This window comes from Escherichia sp. UTM R2, from assembly GCF_048593455.1.
Lineage (GTDB): Bacteria > Pseudomonadota > Gammaproteobacteria > Enterobacterales > Enterobacteriaceae > Escherichia > Escherichia coli.
Genome location: NZ_JBFWDY010000002.1, coordinates 2706801 through 2723824 on the forward strand (window position 1 = coordinate 2706801; position 17024 = coordinate 2723824).

Sequence of the window (17024 nt, forward strand, 5' to 3'; positions counted from 1 at the left end):
TTAGCGGCCGGGCGTCCAGTCTGGGGTAGTTAATGCCGTCAGTACGTGATCGCGCCATTGTCCATCAATCAACAGATAGTCTTTCGCATAGCCTTCTTTTTCAAAACCCAGTCGCGCCAGTAAATCACCGCTGCGTTTATTGTGCGGCATATAATTAGCCATAATGCGATGAATATGTTGGGTGCGCTGCATATAACGAATGGCTGCGGTCAGGGCTTCAAACATGAGTCCTTTGCCCTGCCATTTTTGCCCAATCGAATAACCGAGATAGCAGGCATGAAAAGAGCCACGAACAACATTGGAAAAATTGGCAACGCCAATAATCTCTTTTTCGTCCGGGTCGAATAAGCCAAAGTAGAAAGCTGAACCTTGTTTATGAAATTCGTTAATCATCCCCAGCCTGGCCTGCCAGCCTGATGGATAACAGTGGCTTTCGTCGCGCACTGGCTCCCAGGGCTTGAGGAAATGGCGATTCTCTGCGTAATAATCCGCAAGACGCCAGGCATCACGATCATGCACCAGACGCACGACCAGTCGGTCTGTGGTTAAGCGCACTTTTGGCACGTTACTGCGATAGCCAAACATTCTATACCTACTCCTTCCCGTAACGTCTTTAATACGCTGTAAGTATTACTATACCTGCGCAACCAGACCCTGTGAAAAGTCCAAAATGCCATTTTCTGCATTATTCACATATTTGATAAAAACTCTCTATCAAAGCGACGTTTTGATAAAAAAATATTGTCCCCGAAGTGATGGGAAAAGTCTTAGCGGCAATGCAGAATAGAAAGTGCTCATCTTTTATTTCCCGGGAGGGGAAATGTCCCGCGTGTCGCAGGCGAGGAACCTGGGTAAATATTTCCTGCTCATCGATAATATGCTGGTCGTGCTGGGGTTCTTTGTTGTCTTCCCGCTGATCTCTATCCGCTTCGTTGATCAAATGGGCTGGGCCGCCGTCATGGTCGGTATTGCTCTCGGTCTACGCCAATTTATTCAGCAAGGTCTGGGTATTTTCGGCGGCGCAATTGCCGACCGCTTTGGTGCCAAACCGATGATTGTTACCGGTATGCTGATGCGTGCCGCCGGATTCGCCACAATGGGTATCGCCCACGAACCGTGGCTATTGTGGTTTTCATGCCTGCTTTCGGGACTCGGCGGCACGTTGTTTGATCCGCCGCGTTCGGCGCTGGTGGTGAAACTAATCCGTCCACAACAACGTGGTCGTTTTTTCTCGCTGTTGATGATGCAGGACAGTGCCGGTGCGGTCATTGGCGCATTGTTGGGGAGCTGGCTGTTGCAATACGACTTTCGCCTGGTCTGCGCCACAGGGGCCGTTTTGTTTGTACTGTGTGCAGCGTTCAATGCGTGGTTATTACCGGCATGGAAACTCTCCACCGTACGCACGCCCGTTCGCGAAGGCATGACCCGCGTGATGCGCGACAAGCGTTTTGTCACCTATGTCCTGACGCTGGCGGGTTACTACATGCTGGCTGTTCAAGTGATGCTGATGCTGCCAATTATGGTCAACGACGTGGCGGGCGCGCCCTCTGCCGTTAAATGGATGTATGCCATTGAAGCGTGTCTGTCGTTAACGTTGCTCTATCCTATCGCCCGCTGGAGTGAAAAGCATTTTCGTCTGGAACACCGGTTGATGGCTGGGCTGTTGATAATGTCATTAAGCATGATGCCGGTGGGCATGGTCAGCGGCCTGCAACAACTTTTCACCCTGATTTGTCTGTTTTATATCGGGTCGATCATTGCCGAGCCTGCGCGTGAAACCTTAAGTGCTTCGCTGGCGGACGCAAGAGCTCGCGGCAGCTATATGGGGTTTAGCCGTCTGGGTCTGGCGATTGGTGGCGCTATTGGTTATATCGGTGGCGGCTGGCTGTTTGACCTGGGCAAATCGGCGCACCAGCCAGAGCTTCCGTGGATGATGCTGGGAATTATTGGCATCTTCACTTTCCTTGCGCTGGGTTGGCAGTTTAGTCAAAAACGCGCCGCGCGTCGTTTGCTGGAACGCGACGCCTGATTTGATACTCCCCCCTGACTCCTCCATACTGAAAGTGAACTGACAGCCAAATGGAGGAGTCACGTGAAGCTATACATTTACGATCACTGCCCTTACTGCCTCAAAGCCCGCATGATTTTCGGCCTGAAAAATATCCCCGTCGAATTACATGTTCTGCTCAACGACGACGCAGAAACACCCACCCGGATGGTCGGTCAAAAACAGGTTCCCATTCTGCAAAAAGATGACAGCCGCTATATGCCAGAAAGCATGGATATCGTTCACTATGTCGATAAACTCGACGGCAAACCGTTACTGACCGGCAAACGTTCCCCTGCCATTGAAGAGTGGCTGCGCAAAGTCAATGGCTACGCCAACAAACTGCTGTTGCCGCGTTTTGCCAAATCGGCATTTGATGAGTTTTCTACTCCCGCCGCGCGCAAATATTTCGTCGACAAGAAAGAGGCCAGCGCGGGTAATTTTGCCGACCTGCTGGCCCACTCTGACGGTCTGATTAAGAATATCAGCGATGATTTGCGTGCGCTGGACAAACTGATCGTCAAACCGAACGCCGTGAATGGCGAACTTTCGGAAGATGATATTCAGCTATTTCCGCTACTGCGTAATCTGACGCTGGTAGCCGGAATCAACTGGCCAAGCCGCGTTGCTGATTACCGCGATAATATGGCGAAACAGACACAAATCAATTTGTTATCATCAATGGCGATTTAATCCTGACCCGCCGCGGCAGCCTGTATTCGCGGGTTGCCGCCGTTTTCAGTTTTTTCTGCTGGCGAGTTTATCGCTGGTGACACATGCTGCGTTGTGTCAGGATATTGACGCAGATTTCATGTCGAGGACTACCATGAACAAGTTTTTATTTGCCGCTGCATTGATCGTCAGTGGCCTGCTCGTTGGCTGTAATCAACTCACCCAATACACCATCACCGAACAAGAAATTAACCAGTCGCTTGCGAAACATAATAATTTCTCAAAAGATATCGGTTTACCCGGCGTGGCTGACGCCCATATTGTTCTGACAAACTTGACCAGCCAAATTGGTCGCGAAGAGCCGAATAAGGTTACCCTAACCGGAGACGCCAATCTGGACATGAACTCCCTGTTCGGTAGTCAGAAAGCGACCATGAAACTGAAGCTGAAAGCGCTGCCCGTGTTTGATAAAGAAAAAGGTGCGATCTTCCTGAAAGAGATGGAAGTGGTCGATGCGACGGTACAACCGGAAAAAATGCAAACGGTGATGCAAACGTTGCTTCCCTATTTGAACCAGGCATTACGCAATTACTTTAACCAGCAACCTGCTTACGTCCTGCGCGAAGATGGCAGTCAGGGCGAAGCAATGGCGAAAAAACTGGCGAAAGGCATTGAAGTGAAGCCAGGCGAAATTGTCATTCCGTTTACGGATTAATGACGAGGGCGCATTCGCGCCCTTTATTTTTCGTGCAAAGGAAAACGTTTCCGCTTATCCTTTGTGTCCGGCAAAAACATCCCTTCAGCCGGAGCATAGAGATTAATGACTGCACCATCCCAGGTATTAAAGATCCGCCGCCCAGACGACTGGCACCTTCACCTCCGCGATGGCGACATGTTAAAAACTGTCGTGCCGTATACCAGCGAAATTTATGGACGGGCTATCGTAATGCCCAATCTGGCTCCGCCCGTGACCACCGTTGAGGCTGCCGTGGCGTATCGCCAGCGTATTCTTGATGCCGTACCTGCCGGGCACGATTTCACCCCATTGATGACCTGTTATTTAACAGATTCGCTGGATCCTAATGAGCTGGAGCGCGGATTTAACGAAGGCGTGTTCACCGCTGCAAAACTTTACCCGGCAAACGCAACCACTAACTCCAGCCACGGCGTTACGTCAGTTGACGCAATCATGCCGGTACTTGAGCGCATGGAAAAAATCGGTATGCCGCTACTGGTGCATGGTGAAGTGACACATGCAGATATCGACATTTTTGATCGTGAAGCGCGCTTTATAGAAAGCGTGATGGAACCGCTGCGCCAGCGCCTGACTGCACTGAAAGTCGTTTTTGAACACATCACCACCAAAGACGCAGCCGACTATGTCCGTGACGGAAATGAACGGCTGGCTGCCACCATCACTCCGCAGCATCTGATGTTTAACCGCAACCATATGCTGGTTGGTGGCGTGCGTCCGCACCTGTATTGTTTACCCATCCTCAAACGCAATATTCACCAACAGGCATTGCGTGAACTGGTCGCCAGCGGTTTTAATCGAGTATTCCTCGGTACGGATTCTGCGCCACATGCACGTCATCGCAAAGAGAGCAGTTGCGGCTGCGCGGGCTGCTTCAACGCCCCAACCGCGCTGGGCAGTTACGCTACCGTCTTTGAAGAGATGAATGCTCTGCAGCACTTTGAAGCATTCTGTTCTGTAAACGGCCCGCAGTTCTATGGCTTGCCGGTCAACGACACATTCATCGAACTGGTACGTGAAGAGCAACAGGTTGCTGAAAGCATCGCACTGACTGATGACACCCTGGTGCCATTCCTCGCCGGGGAAACGGTACGCTGGTCCGTTAAACAATAAAAATCGTAGCTTCCTGTTGTCATTAGGTTATTTTACCTGTATAAATAACCAGTATATTCAACAGGGGGCTATTATGCGAATTGAAGTCACCATAGCGAAAACTTCTCCATTGCCAGCTGGGGCTATTGACGCCCTGGCTGGCGAACTTTCCCGCCGTATTCAGTATGCGTTTCCTGATAATGAAGGCCACGTATCGGTACGTTATGCCGCAGCGAATAATTTATCGGTTATTGGCGCAACAAAAGAAGATAAACAGCGCATTAGCGAAATTCTCCAGGAAACGTGGGAAAGCGCCGATGACTGGTTTGTCAGCGAATAATATGCAGTGATTTTTGTTTTTGCCGGGTCGCCCCGGCTTTTTTATTTTACTTACGAATTTTGAGTACAAAATTTCTACACTTCCTCAAAATAATTGCACAATATGCTAAAAAAATATGAATGACATGCTGTTTTATTGTTCATATAAATCTTAAAAGCAGAAATTTATCTGTTCCCCCCTTTAAAAATTCGGTGAATACCCTTACTTATTGGTATACTGAAGTTGCTTCAGATAAAAACGCATTGAACCTCGAATAACGTTGTCTAGTAACACGAATTAGGGGGCCATGATGGAAAAAAATAATGAAGTCATTCAGACTCATCCGCTCGTAGGGTGGGACATCAGCACCGTTGATAGCTATGATGCGCTGATGTTGCGTTTGCACTACCAGACCCCAAATAAGTCCGAGCAGGAAGGGACTGAAGTTGGTCAGACGCTCTGGTTAACCACTGATGTTGCCAGACAATTTATTTCGATATTAGAAGCAGGAATCGCCAAAATTGAATCCGGTGATTTCCCGGTAAACGAGTATCGGCGTCATTAACATGACATGACCATCCACCCAAAAGGCACCTCACCGGTGCCTTTACCATTTCTGGGTTGTATATCTGCATTCAGTTAATTACTCTGCTTAAACCATGAGAGCAGAGAGAAAAAAATGAAATACGATCTCATCATTATTGGCAGCGGTTCCGTAGGCGCTGCCGCCGGGTATTATGCAACCCGCGCCGGTTTAAACGTGCTAATGACCGACGCCCATATGCCACCGCATCAACACGGCAGCCACCACGGCGATACGCGATTAATTCGCCATGCTTATGGTGAAGGCGAAAAGTATGTCCCGCTGGTCCTCCGCGCGCAAACGCTGTGGGATGAACTCTCCCGCCACAACGAAGAAGATCCCATTTTTGTACGCTCTGGCGTCATTAACCTTGGCCCGGCTGATTCCACATTTCTCGCCAACGTCGCCCACAGCGCCGAACAATGGCAACTCAACGTTGAAAAGCTCGATGCGCAAGGGATTATGGCCCGCTGGCCGGAAATACGCGTCCCGGACAACTACATCGGCTTATTTGAAACTGATTCCGGTTTTTTGCGCAGCGAACTGGCGATTAAAACCTGGATCCAACTGGCGAAGGAAGCGGGCTGTGCGCAACTGTTCAACTGCCCGGTCACCGCAATTCGTCATGACGATGATGGCGTAACTATTGAAACGGCTGACGGTGAGTATCAGGCGAAAAAAGCGATTGTCTGCGCGGGAACATGGGTAAAAGACCTGCTCCCGGAGCTGCCTGTCCAGCCCGTACGCAAAGTATTTGCCTGGTATCAGGCCGATGGCCGCTATAGCGTGAAGAATAAATTCCCGGCGTTTACCGGTGAACTGCCCAATGGCGATCAATATTATGGTTTTCCGGCAGAAAACGACGCGTTGAAGATTGGCAAACATAACGGAGGCCAGGTTATCCATTCAGCGGATGAACGTGTTCCGTTTGCGGAAGTGGCCAGTGATGGGTCAGAAGCCTTCCCGTTCTTGCGCAATGTCTTGCCGGGTATCGGTTGCTGCCTGTACGGCGCTGCCTGCACCTATGATAATTCGCCTGACGAAGATTTTATTATCGATACCCTACCCGGCCACGATAATACACTGCTCATTACCGGCCTGAGTGGGCACGGTTTTAAATTTGCGTCAGTTTTAGGGGAAATAGCTGCCGATTTTGCGCAAGACAAAAAAAGCGATTTTGATTTGACGCCATTCAGGCTTTCCCGCTTCCAATAATCATCATTACGGCCTCCAGAATGAGGCCGTTTTTACAGGAGTATTTAATGCGTCGGCTGTTGCACTATCTCATCAATAATATTCGCGAGCATCTGATGCTTTATCTTTTTCTCTGGGGATTGTTGGCAATTATGGATCTGATCTATGTGTTTTATTTTTAGTTTTCCGCACTGACATAAACTGACAAATATTTAATCTCCCTTTCATTTAGCGTGAAAAATTGAATGAGATTATTCCTGCTTCTACAGCACTCACCAGACATCTCTGATGCTGAACCCACTAAACTTATGAAGATTCTTTCATTATTAATTCAAAATTATTGAAATAAAAATAAATATCATTCAATTTGTTATTTTTGTGTTGCAATTCATTCTCCGACACGCCATTTTCTTTCTCTCGCAAATTCGTTTTGGATGCACTTATGTCATTCACAAATACCCCTGAACGCTATGGTGTTATATCTGCGGCCTTCCATTGGCTAAGCGCAATTATTGTCTACGGCATGTTTGCTTTAGGTCTGTGGATGGTCACGCTCAGTTATTACGATGGCTGGTATCACAAAGCACCCGAACTGCATAAAAGCATCGGTATTTTGTTAATGATGGGGCTGGTTATTCGCGTTCTGTGGCGTGTCATATCTCCACCGCCGGGTCCGCTGCCGAGTTATTCGCCCATGACTCGTCTTGCCGCAAGAGCTGGACATCTCGCATTGTACCTATTGCTTTTCGCCATCGGCATCAGCGGCTATCTGATCTCAACTGCCGATGGTAAACCGATCAGCGTTTTTGGCTGGTTTGACGTCCCCGCGACCCTTGCCGACGCTGGCGCACAGGCAGACTTTGCCGGTGCCCTGCATTTTTGGCTCGCGTGGAGCGTCGTAGTACTGTCCGTTATGCACGGATTTATGGCCCTGAAGCATCATTTCATCGATAAAGACGACACTCTGAAGCGCATGCTGGGAAAGTCGTCATCTGACTATGGAGTATAAAAAATGAAAAAAAGCCTGCTTGGTTTAACCTTCGCGTCCCTGATGTTCTCTGCCGGTTCAGCGGTTGCCGCCGATTACAAAATTGACAAAGAAGGTCAGCACGCCTTTGTTAATTTCCGCATCCAGCACCTTGGCTATAGCTGGTTATACGGCACCTTTAAAGATTTCGACGGTACTTTTACCTTTGACGAAAAAAATCCGGCTGCCGATAAAGTGAATGTGACAATTAACACCACCAGCGTCGATACTAATCACGCCGAACGCGATAAACATCTTCGCAGTGCAGATTTCCTCAATACCGCAAAATATCCACAGGCAACATTCACCTCCACCAGCGTGAAGAAAGACGGTGACGAACTGGATATTACCGGCGATCTGACGCTGAATGGCGTAACCAAACCCGTCACGCTGGAAGCGAAATTAATTGGTCAGGGCGACGACCCATGGGGTGGTAAACGTGCAGGCTTCGAGGCCGAAGGCAAAATTAAGCTCAAGGACTTCAATATCAAGACAGATTTAGGTCCAGCTTCTCAGGAAGTGGATCTGATTATTTCAGTGGAAGGCGTACAGCAGAAGTAAGCGTGAAATGTTGCCGGATGGCACGCATCCGGCAATGATATTTATTCTGTTGGATCAGGAATGCACAGTGTTGTATTCAGACGTCCACGAGACTTATTAAAGATCTTATTGCCATTTTCACGTCCTGCCCGACGGCGTCGCTGTTCTTCTGGCGGTAACGCGCTTTCTTCGCAGCAAATCTCACTACAACAACCTTTGTATTTTTCCGCGCATACTGGACACTGAATAAACAGCAGGTGGCAGCCATCATTTTTACAGTTGGTATGGCTGTCGCACGGCGCGCCGCACTGGTGGCAATGCGCGATAATCTCATCCGATATACGTTCGCCCATCCGCTCGTCAAAAACAAAATTTTTGCCAATAAAACGCACCGGCAAGCCCTGCTCGCGCGCCTTACGGGCGTATTCAATAATTCCGCCCTCGATATGCCAGACTTTGTTGAATCCGTTATGTTTCATCCAGGCACTGGCCTTTTCACAACGAATGCCGCCGGTGCAGTACATGACGATTTTTTTATCTTTATGTGCCTGCATCATCTCGACTGCTTTTGGCAGCTGCTCACGGAAGGTATCTGCCGGAATTTCGAGCGCGTTTTCAAAGTGCCCCACTTCATACTCATAGTGGTTACGCATGTCGATAAATAGTGCATCGGGATCGTCAAGCATGGCGTTCACTTCCGCCGCTTGCAGATACTCACCAACATTGCTGGCATCAAAGTGAGGATCGTCAATACCGTCGGCAACAATGCGATCGCGTACCTTCATGCGCAGTACCCAGAAGGATTTCCCGTCATCATCCAACGCGATATTCAGGCGTAAACCCTCTAAAGCCGGGTCGAAGGCATAGAGCTGCGCGCGAAATGTTTCAACATTGCTCGCAGGTACGCTGATTTGCGCGTTAATGCCCTCATGCGCCAGATACACTCGCCCAAAAACATTCAGCGCGGTAAACAGCTGATATAAAGCGTCACGGGTCGCCTTAGGATCGGCGATGTGGAAATACTTGTAAAACGAAATGGTGGTTCGCGGTTCGCTCTCAGCCAACATTTTGGCTTTTAGCGCGTCGTTGGAAATGCGGTTGTGTAACACTGGCATGGTGTACGGTTCCTGCGAGATAGGAAAGTAAAAATCCGCGGCATGATATAGCAATTATCGATAATTAACATCCACACATTTTACGCTACATTTGCGCATTAAAAATTATTTGTTATTTACAAGCGCGGCAATTTCGCCCAGTCTTCAGCCACAAATTTTGGTTGCGGGCGAAAAAATGCGACAATACATACAATTGCCCGAATAGGTTGAAAAACAGGATTGATATGACGAATCTACCCAAGCTCTCCACCGCACTGCTTCATCCGCGTTATTGGTTAACCTGGTTGGGTATTGGCGTACTTTGGTTAGTCGTGCAATTGCCCTACCCGGTTATCTACCGCCTCGGTTGTGGATTAGGAAAACTGGCGTTACGTTTTATGAAACGACGCGCAAAAATTGTGCATCGCAACCTGGAACTGTGCTTCCCGGAAATGAGCGAACAAGAACGCCGTAAAATGGTGGTGAAGAATTTCGAATCCGTTGGCATGGGCCTGATGGAAACCGGCATGGCGTGGTTCTGGCCGGACCGCCGAATCGCCCGCTGGACGGAAGTGATCGGCATGGAACACATTCGTGACGTGCAGGCGCAAAAACGCGGCATCCTGTTAGTTGGCATCCATTTTCTGACACTGGAGCTGGGTGCGCGGCAGTTTGGTATGCAGGAACCGGGTATTGGCGTTTATCGCCCGAACGATAATCCACTGATTGACTGGCTACAAACCTGGGGCCGTTTGCGCTCAAATAAATCGATGCTCGACCGCAAAGATTTAAAAGGCATGATTAAAGCCCTGAAAAAAGGCGAAGTGGTCTGGTACGCACCGGATCATGATTACGGCCCGCGCTCAAGCGTTTTCGTCCCGTTGTTTGCCGTTGAGCAGGCTGCGACCACGACCGGAACCTGGATGCTGGCACGGATGTCCGGCGCATGTCTGGTGCCCTTCGTTCCACGCCGTAAGCCAGATGGCAAAGGGTATCAATTGATTATGCTGCCGCCAGAGTGTTCTCCGCCACTGGATGATGCCGAAACTACCGCCGCGTGGATGAACAAAGTGGTCGAAAAATGCATCATGATGGCACCAGAGCAGTATATGTGGTTACACCGTCGCTTTAAAACACGCCCGGAAGGCGTTCCTTCACGCTATTAAATCTCCCATGCCGGATGCTTCAGAATGGCATCCGGCATTACCACAGCAAATCCCCCTGATTTAGCGATAAAAGCTCTCTGGATTGCGCCCCCTGGAAGTCGGGCGCATAATTAGTGTGCTTATCTTTTCTTCTTATGTTCACCGCGTCTGGCGCACCAACAGCGGATTGCTATGTCACCCTGTGAAAATGACACCCCTATAAACTGGAAACGAAACCTGATCGTCGCCTGGCTAGGCTGTTTTCTTACCGGTGCCGCCTTCAGTCTGGTAATGCCCTTCTTACCCCTCTACGTTGAGCAGCTTGGCGTTACCGGTCACTCCGCCCTGAATATGTGGTCCGGTATTGTCTTCAGCATTACATTTTTATTTTCGGCCATCGCCTCACCGTTTTGGGGTGGACTCGCCGACCGTAAAGGCCGAAAACTCATGCTATTACGCTCTGCCCTCGGCATGGGCATCGTGATGGTGTTGATGGGGCTGGCACAAAATATCTGGCAGTTTTTGATCCTGCGGGCGCTTCTTGGGTTACTTGGCGGATTTGTCCCCAACGCTAATGCTCTTATCGCCACACAAGTACCGCGTAATAAAAGCGGCTGGGCGCTGGGTACGCTCTCCACAGGCGGCGTTAGTGGTGCGTTGCTCGGCCCAATGGCTGGCGGCCTGCTCGCCGATAGCTACGGCTTACGTCCGGTATTCTTTATTACCGCCAGTGTGCTCATACTCTGCTTTTTCGTCACCCTGTTTTGCATCAGAGAAAAATTCCAGCCGGTCAGCAAAAAAGAGATGCTGCACATGCGGGAAGTGGTGACATCACTTAAAAACCCGAAACTGGTACTCAGCCTGTTTGTCACTACGTTAATCATCCAGGTGGCGACGGGCTCAATTGCCCCCATTCTGACGCTGTATGTCCGCGAACTGGCGGGTAACGTCAGTAACGTCGCCTTTATCAGTGGCATGATCGCCTCGGTGCCAGGCGTGGCGGCTCTGCTAAGTGCACCACGACTCGGCAAACTTGGCGATCGAATCGGACCCGAAAAGATCCTGATTACAGCGCTGATCTTTTCTGTACTGCTGTTGATCCCAATGTCTTACGTTCAGACGCCATTGCAACTTGGGATTTTACGTTTTTTGCTCGGTGCCGCCGATGGTGCACTACTCCCCGCCGTACAGACACTGTTGGTTTACAACTCGAGCAACCAGATCGCCGGGCGTATCTTCAGCTATAACCAATCGTTTCGTGATATTGGCAACGTTACCGGACCATTGATGGGAGCAGCGATTTCAGCGAACTACGGTTTCAGAGCGGTATTTCTCGTCACCGCTGGCGTAGTGTTATTCAACGCAGTCTATTCATGGAACAGTCTACGTCGTCGTCGAATACCCCAGGTATCGAACTGATTTTTCGCCTTTCATACTTGCAAAAGCGGAGAATCAGCTATCCTTTTCCCTGAAACCTCATCAACTCAAAGGGAGAATCGTGATGACCATGTACGCAACGCTTGAAGAAGCCATTGACGCTGCACGCGAAGAATTTCTTGCAGACAACCCCGGCATCGACGCCGAAGATGCGAATGTGCAACAGTTCAATGCCCAAAAATACGTTTTGCAGGACGGCGACATCATGTGGCAAGTTGAGTTTTTTGCCGACGAAGGGGAAGAAGGTGAATGTTTACCTATGCTTAGCGGTGAAGCCGCGCAAAGTGTTTTTGATGGCGACTATGATGAGATAGAGATACGCCAGGAGTGGCAGGAAGAGAATACATTACATGAATGGGACGAGGGGGAATTTCAGCTTGAGCCACCGCTGGATACCGAGGAAGGACGCGCAGCAGCTGATGAGTGGGATGAACGTTAATCACTCATACGGGCCATGATGAATGTCGATCGGCAGCAGTAAAGTATCAAAAACCAGAGAGAATGGCAGATCAAGGATCGTGACATAACGCCAGGCGGAGTCACGCACATCCCATTGCACACCGGGATAATATTGGTTGCCATGCCCCTGCCCCGGTATAGTGCGACTAATAATGCTGCCACAGCCACTCAGCAAGGTCACCATGATGCTCACCACAATTAAACGCATTTGATACCTCTTTCGTAAAAAAATACCGGCATAACGCCGGTATTTTTATTGGCTCGTTGTTTTTGCCGGATGCGGCGTGAACGCCTTATCCGACCCACAAAGTCTTGCAAAATCAATAAATTGCAGGAACGATGTAGGCCTGATAAGCGTAGCGCATCAGGCAACTACGTTTTTATTGCGAAGCCGCATCCGGTTTACGCAATGCCAGTGGATTGAGCTTTATCCCTTCGTAATAACTCACCCATGAAGAATATCTCTCCGGGGAATTCCAGACACGGAAATGCAGACGGGCCATCGTCACCGGATCGCTTAGCAGCACCAGGCGACGATCGCGATTCAGCTTCTCTGGCGTCTCGTTCAGCGCCTGTTCAACGTGGCGGTCACGGGCGATTTCCAGCACCTTACTGGCGCGGTGACGCGCGGTCGCCATTGCGGTTGCCAGAGCGTTAAATGACGGGTTAAACACTGCGTGCATAAAGCCATCATCAAGGGAGCGTTGACGATTCATCTCAAGGAACCGATCGGTATCAACCAGCACCTGCGGCGGCGAATACTCTTCCGGGATCAGGAACAGTTTCCAGCGTTTGGTGCGCAGACCAACGGTGGCACGGCTGGAAATCACCGAAACAAACGGTGACAGGATCAACGAGAAGACAATCGGTGCCAGCCAGAACAGGAAACGCAGATCCAGCCACGCCATCCCAACAGCCCACACTAACCCTAACAGCAGCTGTGAGCCGTGGCGTTTGAACGCTTCACCCCAGGAAGTGGAGTCATCATCACGCTGCGGTGAATTCCACACCACTTCCCAGCCAAGGAACGCGCTGACAACGAAGACCGTATGGAACAGCATGCGTACCGGAGCCAGCAGCACGGAAAAAAGCACTTCCAGCAGCAACGATAATGTAACGCGCCAGAAGCCGCCGTATTCTTTCGTTCCTTTGCACCAGATAAGCAAAATGCTCAATAACTTCGGCAGGAACAACAGCACCATGGTCGAAGCAAAAAGTGCAATCGCCAGCTCAGGACGCCACTGCGGCCACACTGGGAACAACTGCCGTGGTTGCAGGAAGTATTGCGGTTCGGTCAACGCATGCACTACCTGCAATGCAGTAGAGAGCGCGAGGAACATAAACCACAGCGGAGCGGAGAGATAAGACATCACGCCCGTCAGGAACACCGCACGGTGAACCGGGTGCATACCCTTCACCAGGAACAGACGGAAGTTCATCAGGTTACCGTGGCACCATCGGCGGTCACGTTTTAGCTCATCAAGCAAGTTAGGCGGCAATTCTTCATAAGAACCCGGGAGATCGTAAGCAATCCAGACCCCCCAACCTGCACGGCGCATCAACGCCGCTTCCACGAAGTCATGTGACAGGATTGAACCGGCAAAGGAACCTTCGCCCGGCAGCGGAGCCAGTGCGCAGTGCTCGATAAACGGTTTCACGCGGATAATCGCGTTATGTCCCCAGTAGTGCGACTCGCCAAGTTGCCAGAAGTGCAAACCGGCTGTAAACAGTGGCCCATACACGCGGGTCGCGAACTGCTGACAGCGCGCATACAGCGTATCCATACCGGACGCTTTCGGCGACGACTGAATGATCCCGGCGTTCGGGTTGGCTTCCATCAGGCGCACCAGCCCGCACAAACAATCACCGGTCATTACCGAGTCAGCATCCAGCACCACCATGTAGCTGTACTGGCTGCCCCAGCGACGGCAGAAGTCATCGATATTACCGCTTTTACGCTTCACGCGGCGACGGCGGCGGCGATAGAAAATCTGACCTTCGCCACCGACTTCAGCGATAAGCTCCATCCAGGCTTTTTGCTCTGCGACGCAGATATCCGGGTTATAACTGTCACTAAGAATGTAGACATCAAAGTGTTTGGCATTCCCGGTGGCTTTTACTGATTCCCACGTTGCACGCAGGCCAGCAAAAACACGGTTCACGTCTTCGTTACAGATAGGCATGATCAACGCCGTGCGATGCTCCGGGTTTAATGGTTCATCGCCAACTGTTGACGCAGATATACTGTATTTATCGCGACCAATAAGCAGTTGCAGGAAGCCCATTAACGCCGTCCAGAATCCGGCGGACACCCAACAGAACAGTACCGCAAAGAGGATCAGGATACCGGTTTGCAGCATATAAGGCAGAAGCTGCATAAAGGAAACCCACAAATCCTGACCAACCATATCCATAGGATTAATCAGCGCCCAACCCTGATAAGGAAGAATGGTCTTCATATACCAGGTCGCGACGACAGTTTGCGCGAGCGTCAGGATCAACAGAATGTAACGGCGGATGGTACCGACGGTACGCCACTTTTGCTCGCTCTCCTGCTCTTCTTTGGTCAAACGAGCCAGATAGCGCGGCGTGACATCGCGTCCACGCAGGCGATCCCAGAAACGGCCTACCGGGTTGGTACGCCACGGGTCGGGAAACATCGAGGAGCGTTTTGCTTCTGGCATCGCCTTCAGCTGATCGCGCCCTTCGTCGTCTTTAATTAACTGTCCATCAGCAAGTGAATCTGGCCAGGCTTGTTCCAGACGCGCCTTTACCGAGCCTTGCGGGGAATCATCCTCCCGCGCCCAGGTGCGGTGTTCGGCATCCAGCGCCTGATGAACGGCGCGGATATCAGTCTTCGGCAATGCCGCTTTCTCGCTTGCGGCGATGGGCATTGCGTCAATGTACTCAGTTGTCTTATTCATTGGCAGGTAACTGGTAGCTCCAGGTTTCACTCAACGTCTGATCGGCATTCACCAGCGCAGCACGCATTTCAGTGGTTTTCTTGGCATCTTTCACTTTCACACGCATCACCAGACGCCAGCCTTTGGTAACCGGGTTATAGCGCACCGTGCTTTCAACTATCTCACCATTATCACCAATGCTGGTTTGCGCTGTGACCGGGGTATCCTCTGGCAGTTTTTTCATCTCTGCGCCGGTAAAATCGACCACAAAGGCGATAGTACCGTCAGGCTGGCGAATCAGGTTCGACTGCTTCACATCCCCCGTTGAACGACGCGTTTGTTGCACCCATGCGTTATCTGGCGCATGCAGTTTGTCTTCATCACGGCTGAAGGTGATGGTGTATTTAAAGTTCATCTCTTTACCCGGCTCCGGCAGCTGATCCGGCGTCCAGTAAGCGACGATGTTATCGTTGGTTTCATCGTTGGTTGGAATTTCCACCAGCTCAACGCTGCCTTTACCCCACTCCCCTTTCGGAGTCACCCATGCGCTTGGACGGAGATCGTAACGATCATCGAGATCTTCAAAGCGGGAGAAATCACGACCGCGCTGCAACAGACCAAAGCCTTGCGGGTTTTCCATGGAGAAGCTGCTGACCGCTAAATGTTTCGGGTTATTCAACGGACGCCAGATCCATTCGCCATTACCGGCATGGATAGAGAGACCGTTAGAGTCGTGCAACTCCGGACGATAGTTATTTGCAGGCGACGGTTGGTTCGGCCCAAACAGGAACATACTGGTTAACGGTGCAACCCCCAGTTTGCCGACTTTATCGCGCAGATAGATTTTCGACTGCACATCCACAACCGTGTCACGCCCTGGCATAACCACGAATTTGTAAGCACCTGTCGCACGCGGCGAGTCAAGCAATGCATAGATGGTTAAACGTTTATCAGTCGGTTTTGGACGCTCGATCCAGAACTCTTTGAAGCGCGGAAATTCTTCACCCGATGGCAAGGCGGTATCAATTGCCAGGCCGCGGGCAGAAAGGCCATAAACCTGACCTGCACCAATCACGCGGAAATAGCTGGCCCCGAGCATGCTGACGATTTCATCGTTTTTATCTTTGCTGTTGATCGGGTAAAGCACTTTAAAACCGGCAAAGCCAAGGTCTTTTACCGTATCTTTGTCATGCTGAACATCGCCGAAAGTGAAATAATCCGGGCTGTATTTGATTCGTTTGACTGCGGTGGCAGTCACTTCATTTATTTTGACCGGGGTATCGAAGTACATACCCTGATGGTAGAACTCGAGTTTGAATGGGGTCTTCAGATTGTTCCAGTACGCTTTGTCATGATTAAACTGGATCTGCTGATAGTCCGCGTATTTCATATCGCGGAAAACGGAGGGCAAGTTGCTTTTGGGCGTCTCGTAGCCTTTCCCGGCTAAAGATTGAGCTTGCTTTGCGACATCATCAATACTGAAAGCCCAGCTTGAAGATGTATACAGGGTTAACATTACTGCAGCACTCAACCAACGCATTTTCATCATTTGTAGTTTATGTTTCATAATTAGTAAGCACTTCCCCCTTTGTGTGCTTATATCGATCCGATCTATTTTAATGGATAACCAGCCATTCCGACAACAGAATCCCGGTATCGTTCAGCACGCTGGCTCATGGATTAAGCACCTGATTGCAACCGTTTTCACTTTCCGTGCTTCTCCTAAAGACAGAAGCATCGACTTCGTGTAGGGTTTGC

General features: G+C 50.3%; 18 protein-coding genes. 13 read left to right on the forward strand and 5 right to left on the reverse strand.

The window, feature by feature from the left end; genetic code table 11:
* Positions 1–585, reverse strand: a complete 585-nt coding sequence (gene rimJ / locus AB4H76_RS13990) for a ribosomal protein S5-alanine N-acetyltransferase (RefSeq protein WP_000468186.1) — start codon at positions 583–585, stop codon at positions 1–3.
* Between the two features lie 235 nt (positions 586–820).
* Here rimJ and mdtH point away from each other — a divergent pair, with 235 nt between their 5' ends.
* The 10 genes from mdtH to AB4H76_RS14040 all read left to right on the forward strand — a co-directional run bounded on the left by mdtH (position 821) and on the right by AB4H76_RS14040 (position 8249).
* Complete coding sequence (gene mdtH / locus AB4H76_RS13995) at positions 821–2029, forward strand: multidrug efflux MFS transporter MdtH (RefSeq protein ID WP_000092206.1); 1209 nt, start codon at positions 821–823, stop codon at positions 2027–2029.
* A 63-nt stretch (positions 2030–2092) separates the two neighbouring features.
* On the forward strand, positions 2093–2740 hold the full coding sequence (gene grxB / locus AB4H76_RS14000) for a glutaredoxin 2 (protein ID WP_000780912.1): 648 nt from the start codon (positions 2093–2095) through the stop codon (positions 2738–2740).
* Positions 2741–2873: 133 nt separating this feature from the next.
* The gene (locus tag AB4H76_RS14005; RefSeq protein WP_001295443.1) at positions 2874–3434 is read left to right on the forward strand and encodes a lipoprotein; all 561 of its coding nucleotides are present in this window, start codon (positions 2874–2876) and stop codon (positions 3432–3434) included.
* 105 nt (positions 3435–3539) lie between these two features.
* On the forward strand, positions 3540–4586 hold the full coding sequence (pyrC, locus tag AB4H76_RS14010; protein ID WP_000126543.1) for a dihydroorotase: 1047 nt from the start codon (positions 3540–3542) through the stop codon (positions 4584–4586).
* A 73-nt stretch (positions 4587–4659) separates the two neighbouring features.
* Entirely contained in the window at positions 4660–4905 is a 246-nt protein-coding gene (dinI, locus tag AB4H76_RS14015) for a DNA damage-inducible protein I (RefSeq protein WP_001217754.1), read from the forward strand.
* Positions 4906–5194: 289 nt separating this feature from the next.
* On the forward strand, positions 5195–5449 hold the full coding sequence (gene bssS, locus AB4H76_RS14020) for a biofilm formation regulator BssS (RefSeq protein WP_000414437.1): 255 nt from the start codon (positions 5195–5197) through the stop codon (positions 5447–5449).
* Between the two features lie 114 nt (positions 5450–5563).
* On the forward strand, positions 5564–6682 hold the full coding sequence (gene solA / locus AB4H76_RS14025; protein ID WP_000872833.1) for an N-methyl-L-tryptophan oxidase: 1119 nt from the start codon (positions 5564–5566) through the stop codon (positions 6680–6682).
* 47 nt (positions 6683–6729) lie between these two features.
* Positions 6730–6843, forward strand: coding sequence for a YceO family protein (locus tag AB4H76_RS14030; RefSeq protein WP_001253418.1), 114 nt, complete (start codon positions 6730–6732; stop codon positions 6841–6843).
* A gap of 260 nt (positions 6844–7103) precedes the next feature.
* Positions 7104–7670 carry a cytochrome b gene (locus AB4H76_RS14035; RefSeq protein ID WP_000011114.1) on the forward strand — a complete coding sequence of 189 codons (567 nt, stop codon included), beginning with the start codon at positions 7104–7106 and terminating at the stop codon, positions 7668–7670.
* A 3-nt stretch (positions 7671–7673) separates the two neighbouring features.
* On the forward strand, positions 7674–8249 hold the full coding sequence (locus AB4H76_RS14040; RefSeq protein ID WP_000749261.1) for a YceI family protein: 576 nt from the start codon (positions 7674–7676) through the stop codon (positions 8247–8249).
* Positions 8250–8290: 41 nt separating this feature from the next.
* Here the strand turns inward: AB4H76_RS14040 and AB4H76_RS14045 are convergent, their stop codons facing one another.
* Positions 8291–9343: a rhodanese-related sulfurtransferase gene (locus tag AB4H76_RS14045; protein ID WP_001144615.1), complete on the reverse strand. Its 1053-nt coding sequence runs from the start codon at positions 9341–9343 to the stop codon at positions 8291–8293.
* 224 nt (positions 9344–9567) lie between these two features.
* Here AB4H76_RS14045 and lpxL point away from each other — a divergent pair, with 224 nt between their 5' ends.
* The 3 genes from lpxL (at position 9568) to AB4H76_RS14060 (ending at position 12343) form a co-directional block, all read left to right on the forward strand.
* A complete protein-coding gene (gene lpxL / locus AB4H76_RS14050) occupies positions 9568–10488 on the forward strand; it encodes a kdo(2)-lipid IV(A) lauroyltransferase (protein ID WP_274428247.1) in 921 nt (306 codons plus the stop codon).
* 171 nt (positions 10489–10659) lie between these two features.
* Entirely contained in the window at positions 10660–11886 is a 1227-nt protein-coding gene (gene mdtG, locus AB4H76_RS14055; RefSeq protein ID WP_000074172.1) for a multidrug efflux MFS transporter MdtG, read from the forward strand.
* Between the two features lie 82 nt (positions 11887–11968).
* Positions 11969–12343 (forward strand): MysB family protein, encoded by a 375-nt coding sequence (locus AB4H76_RS14060; RefSeq protein ID WP_000180056.1) that lies wholly within the window; start codon positions 11969–11971, stop codon positions 12341–12343.
* Here the strand turns inward: AB4H76_RS14060 and AB4H76_RS14065 are convergent, their stop codons facing one another.
* The 3 genes from AB4H76_RS14065 to mdoG all read right to left on the reverse strand — a co-directional run bounded on the left by AB4H76_RS14065 (position 12344) and on the right by mdoG (position 16815).
* Entirely contained in the window at positions 12344–12571 is a 228-nt protein-coding gene (locus tag AB4H76_RS14065; protein WP_001237205.1) for a YceK/YidQ family lipoprotein, read from the reverse strand. It abuts the gene before it with no gap.
* A 172-nt stretch (positions 12572–12743) separates the two neighbouring features.
* Positions 12744–15287 carry a glucans biosynthesis glucosyltransferase MdoH gene (gene mdoH / locus AB4H76_RS14070; RefSeq protein ID WP_001295445.1) on the reverse strand — a complete coding sequence of 848 codons (2544 nt, stop codon included), beginning with the start codon at positions 15285–15287 and terminating at the stop codon, positions 12744–12746.
* A complete protein-coding gene (gene mdoG / locus AB4H76_RS14075) occupies positions 15280–16815 on the reverse strand; it encodes a glucans biosynthesis protein MdoG (RefSeq protein ID WP_001343212.1) in 1536 nt (511 codons plus the stop codon). The genes mdoH and mdoG overlap by 8 nt, the downstream gene beginning before the upstream one ends.
* Positions 16816–17024: the final 209 nt, after the last annotated feature.

Bases quoted from the DNA above. Each gene is read 5' to 3' on its own strand.
- rimJ (WP_000468186.1), bottom strand. From the start codon at position 585: ATGTTTGGCTATCGCAGTAACGTGCCAAAAGTGCGCTTAACCACAGAC.
- mdtH (WP_000092206.1), top strand. From the start codon at position 821: ATGTCCCGCGTGTCGCAGGCGAGGAACCTGGGTAAATATTTCCTGCTC.
- AB4H76_RS14005 (WP_001295443.1), top strand. From the start codon at position 2,874: ATGAACAAGTTTTTATTTGCCGCTGCATTGATCGTCAGTGGCCTGCTC.
- pyrC (WP_000126543.1), top strand. From the start codon at position 3,540: ATGACTGCACCATCCCAGGTATTAAAGATCCGCCGCCCAGACGACTGG.
- dinI (WP_001217754.1), top strand. From the start codon at position 4,660: ATGCGAATTGAAGTCACCATAGCGAAAACTTCTCCATTGCCAGCTGGG.
- bssS (WP_000414437.1), top strand. From the start codon at position 5,195: ATGGAAAAAAATAATGAAGTCATTCAGACTCATCCGCTCGTAGGGTGG.
- solA (WP_000872833.1), top strand. From the start codon at position 5,564: ATGAAATACGATCTCATCATTATTGGCAGCGGTTCCGTAGGCGCTGCC.
- AB4H76_RS14030 (WP_001253418.1), top strand. From the start codon at position 6,730: ATGCGTCGGCTGTTGCACTATCTCATCAATAATATTCGCGAGCATCTG.
- AB4H76_RS14035 (WP_000011114.1), top strand. From the start codon at position 7,104: ATGTCATTCACAAATACCCCTGAACGCTATGGTGTTATATCTGCGGCC.
- AB4H76_RS14040 (WP_000749261.1), top strand. From the start codon at position 7,674: ATGAAAAAAAGCCTGCTTGGTTTAACCTTCGCGTCCCTGATGTTCTCT.
- AB4H76_RS14045 (WP_001144615.1), bottom strand. From the start codon at position 9,343: ATGCCAGTGTTACACAACCGCATTTCCAACGACGCGCTAAAAGCCAAA.
- lpxL (WP_274428247.1), top strand. From the start codon at position 9,568: ATGACGAATCTACCCAAGCTCTCCACCGCACTGCTTCATCCGCGTTAT.
- mdtG (WP_000074172.1), top strand. From the start codon at position 10,660: ATGTCACCCTGTGAAAATGACACCCCTATAAACTGGAAACGAAACCTG.
- AB4H76_RS14060 (WP_000180056.1), top strand. From the start codon at position 11,969: ATGACCATGTACGCAACGCTTGAAGAAGCCATTGACGCTGCACGCGAA.
- AB4H76_RS14065 (WP_001237205.1), bottom strand. From the start codon at position 12,571: ATGCGTTTAATTGTGGTGAGCATCATGGTGACCTTGCTGAGTGGCTGT.
- mdoH (WP_001295445.1), bottom strand. From the start codon at position 15,287: ATGAATAAGACAACTGAGTACATTGACGCAATGCCCATCGCCGCAAGC.
- mdoG (WP_001343212.1), bottom strand. From the start codon at position 16,815: ATGATGAAAATGCGTTGGTTGAGTGCTGCAGTAATGTTAACCCTGTAT.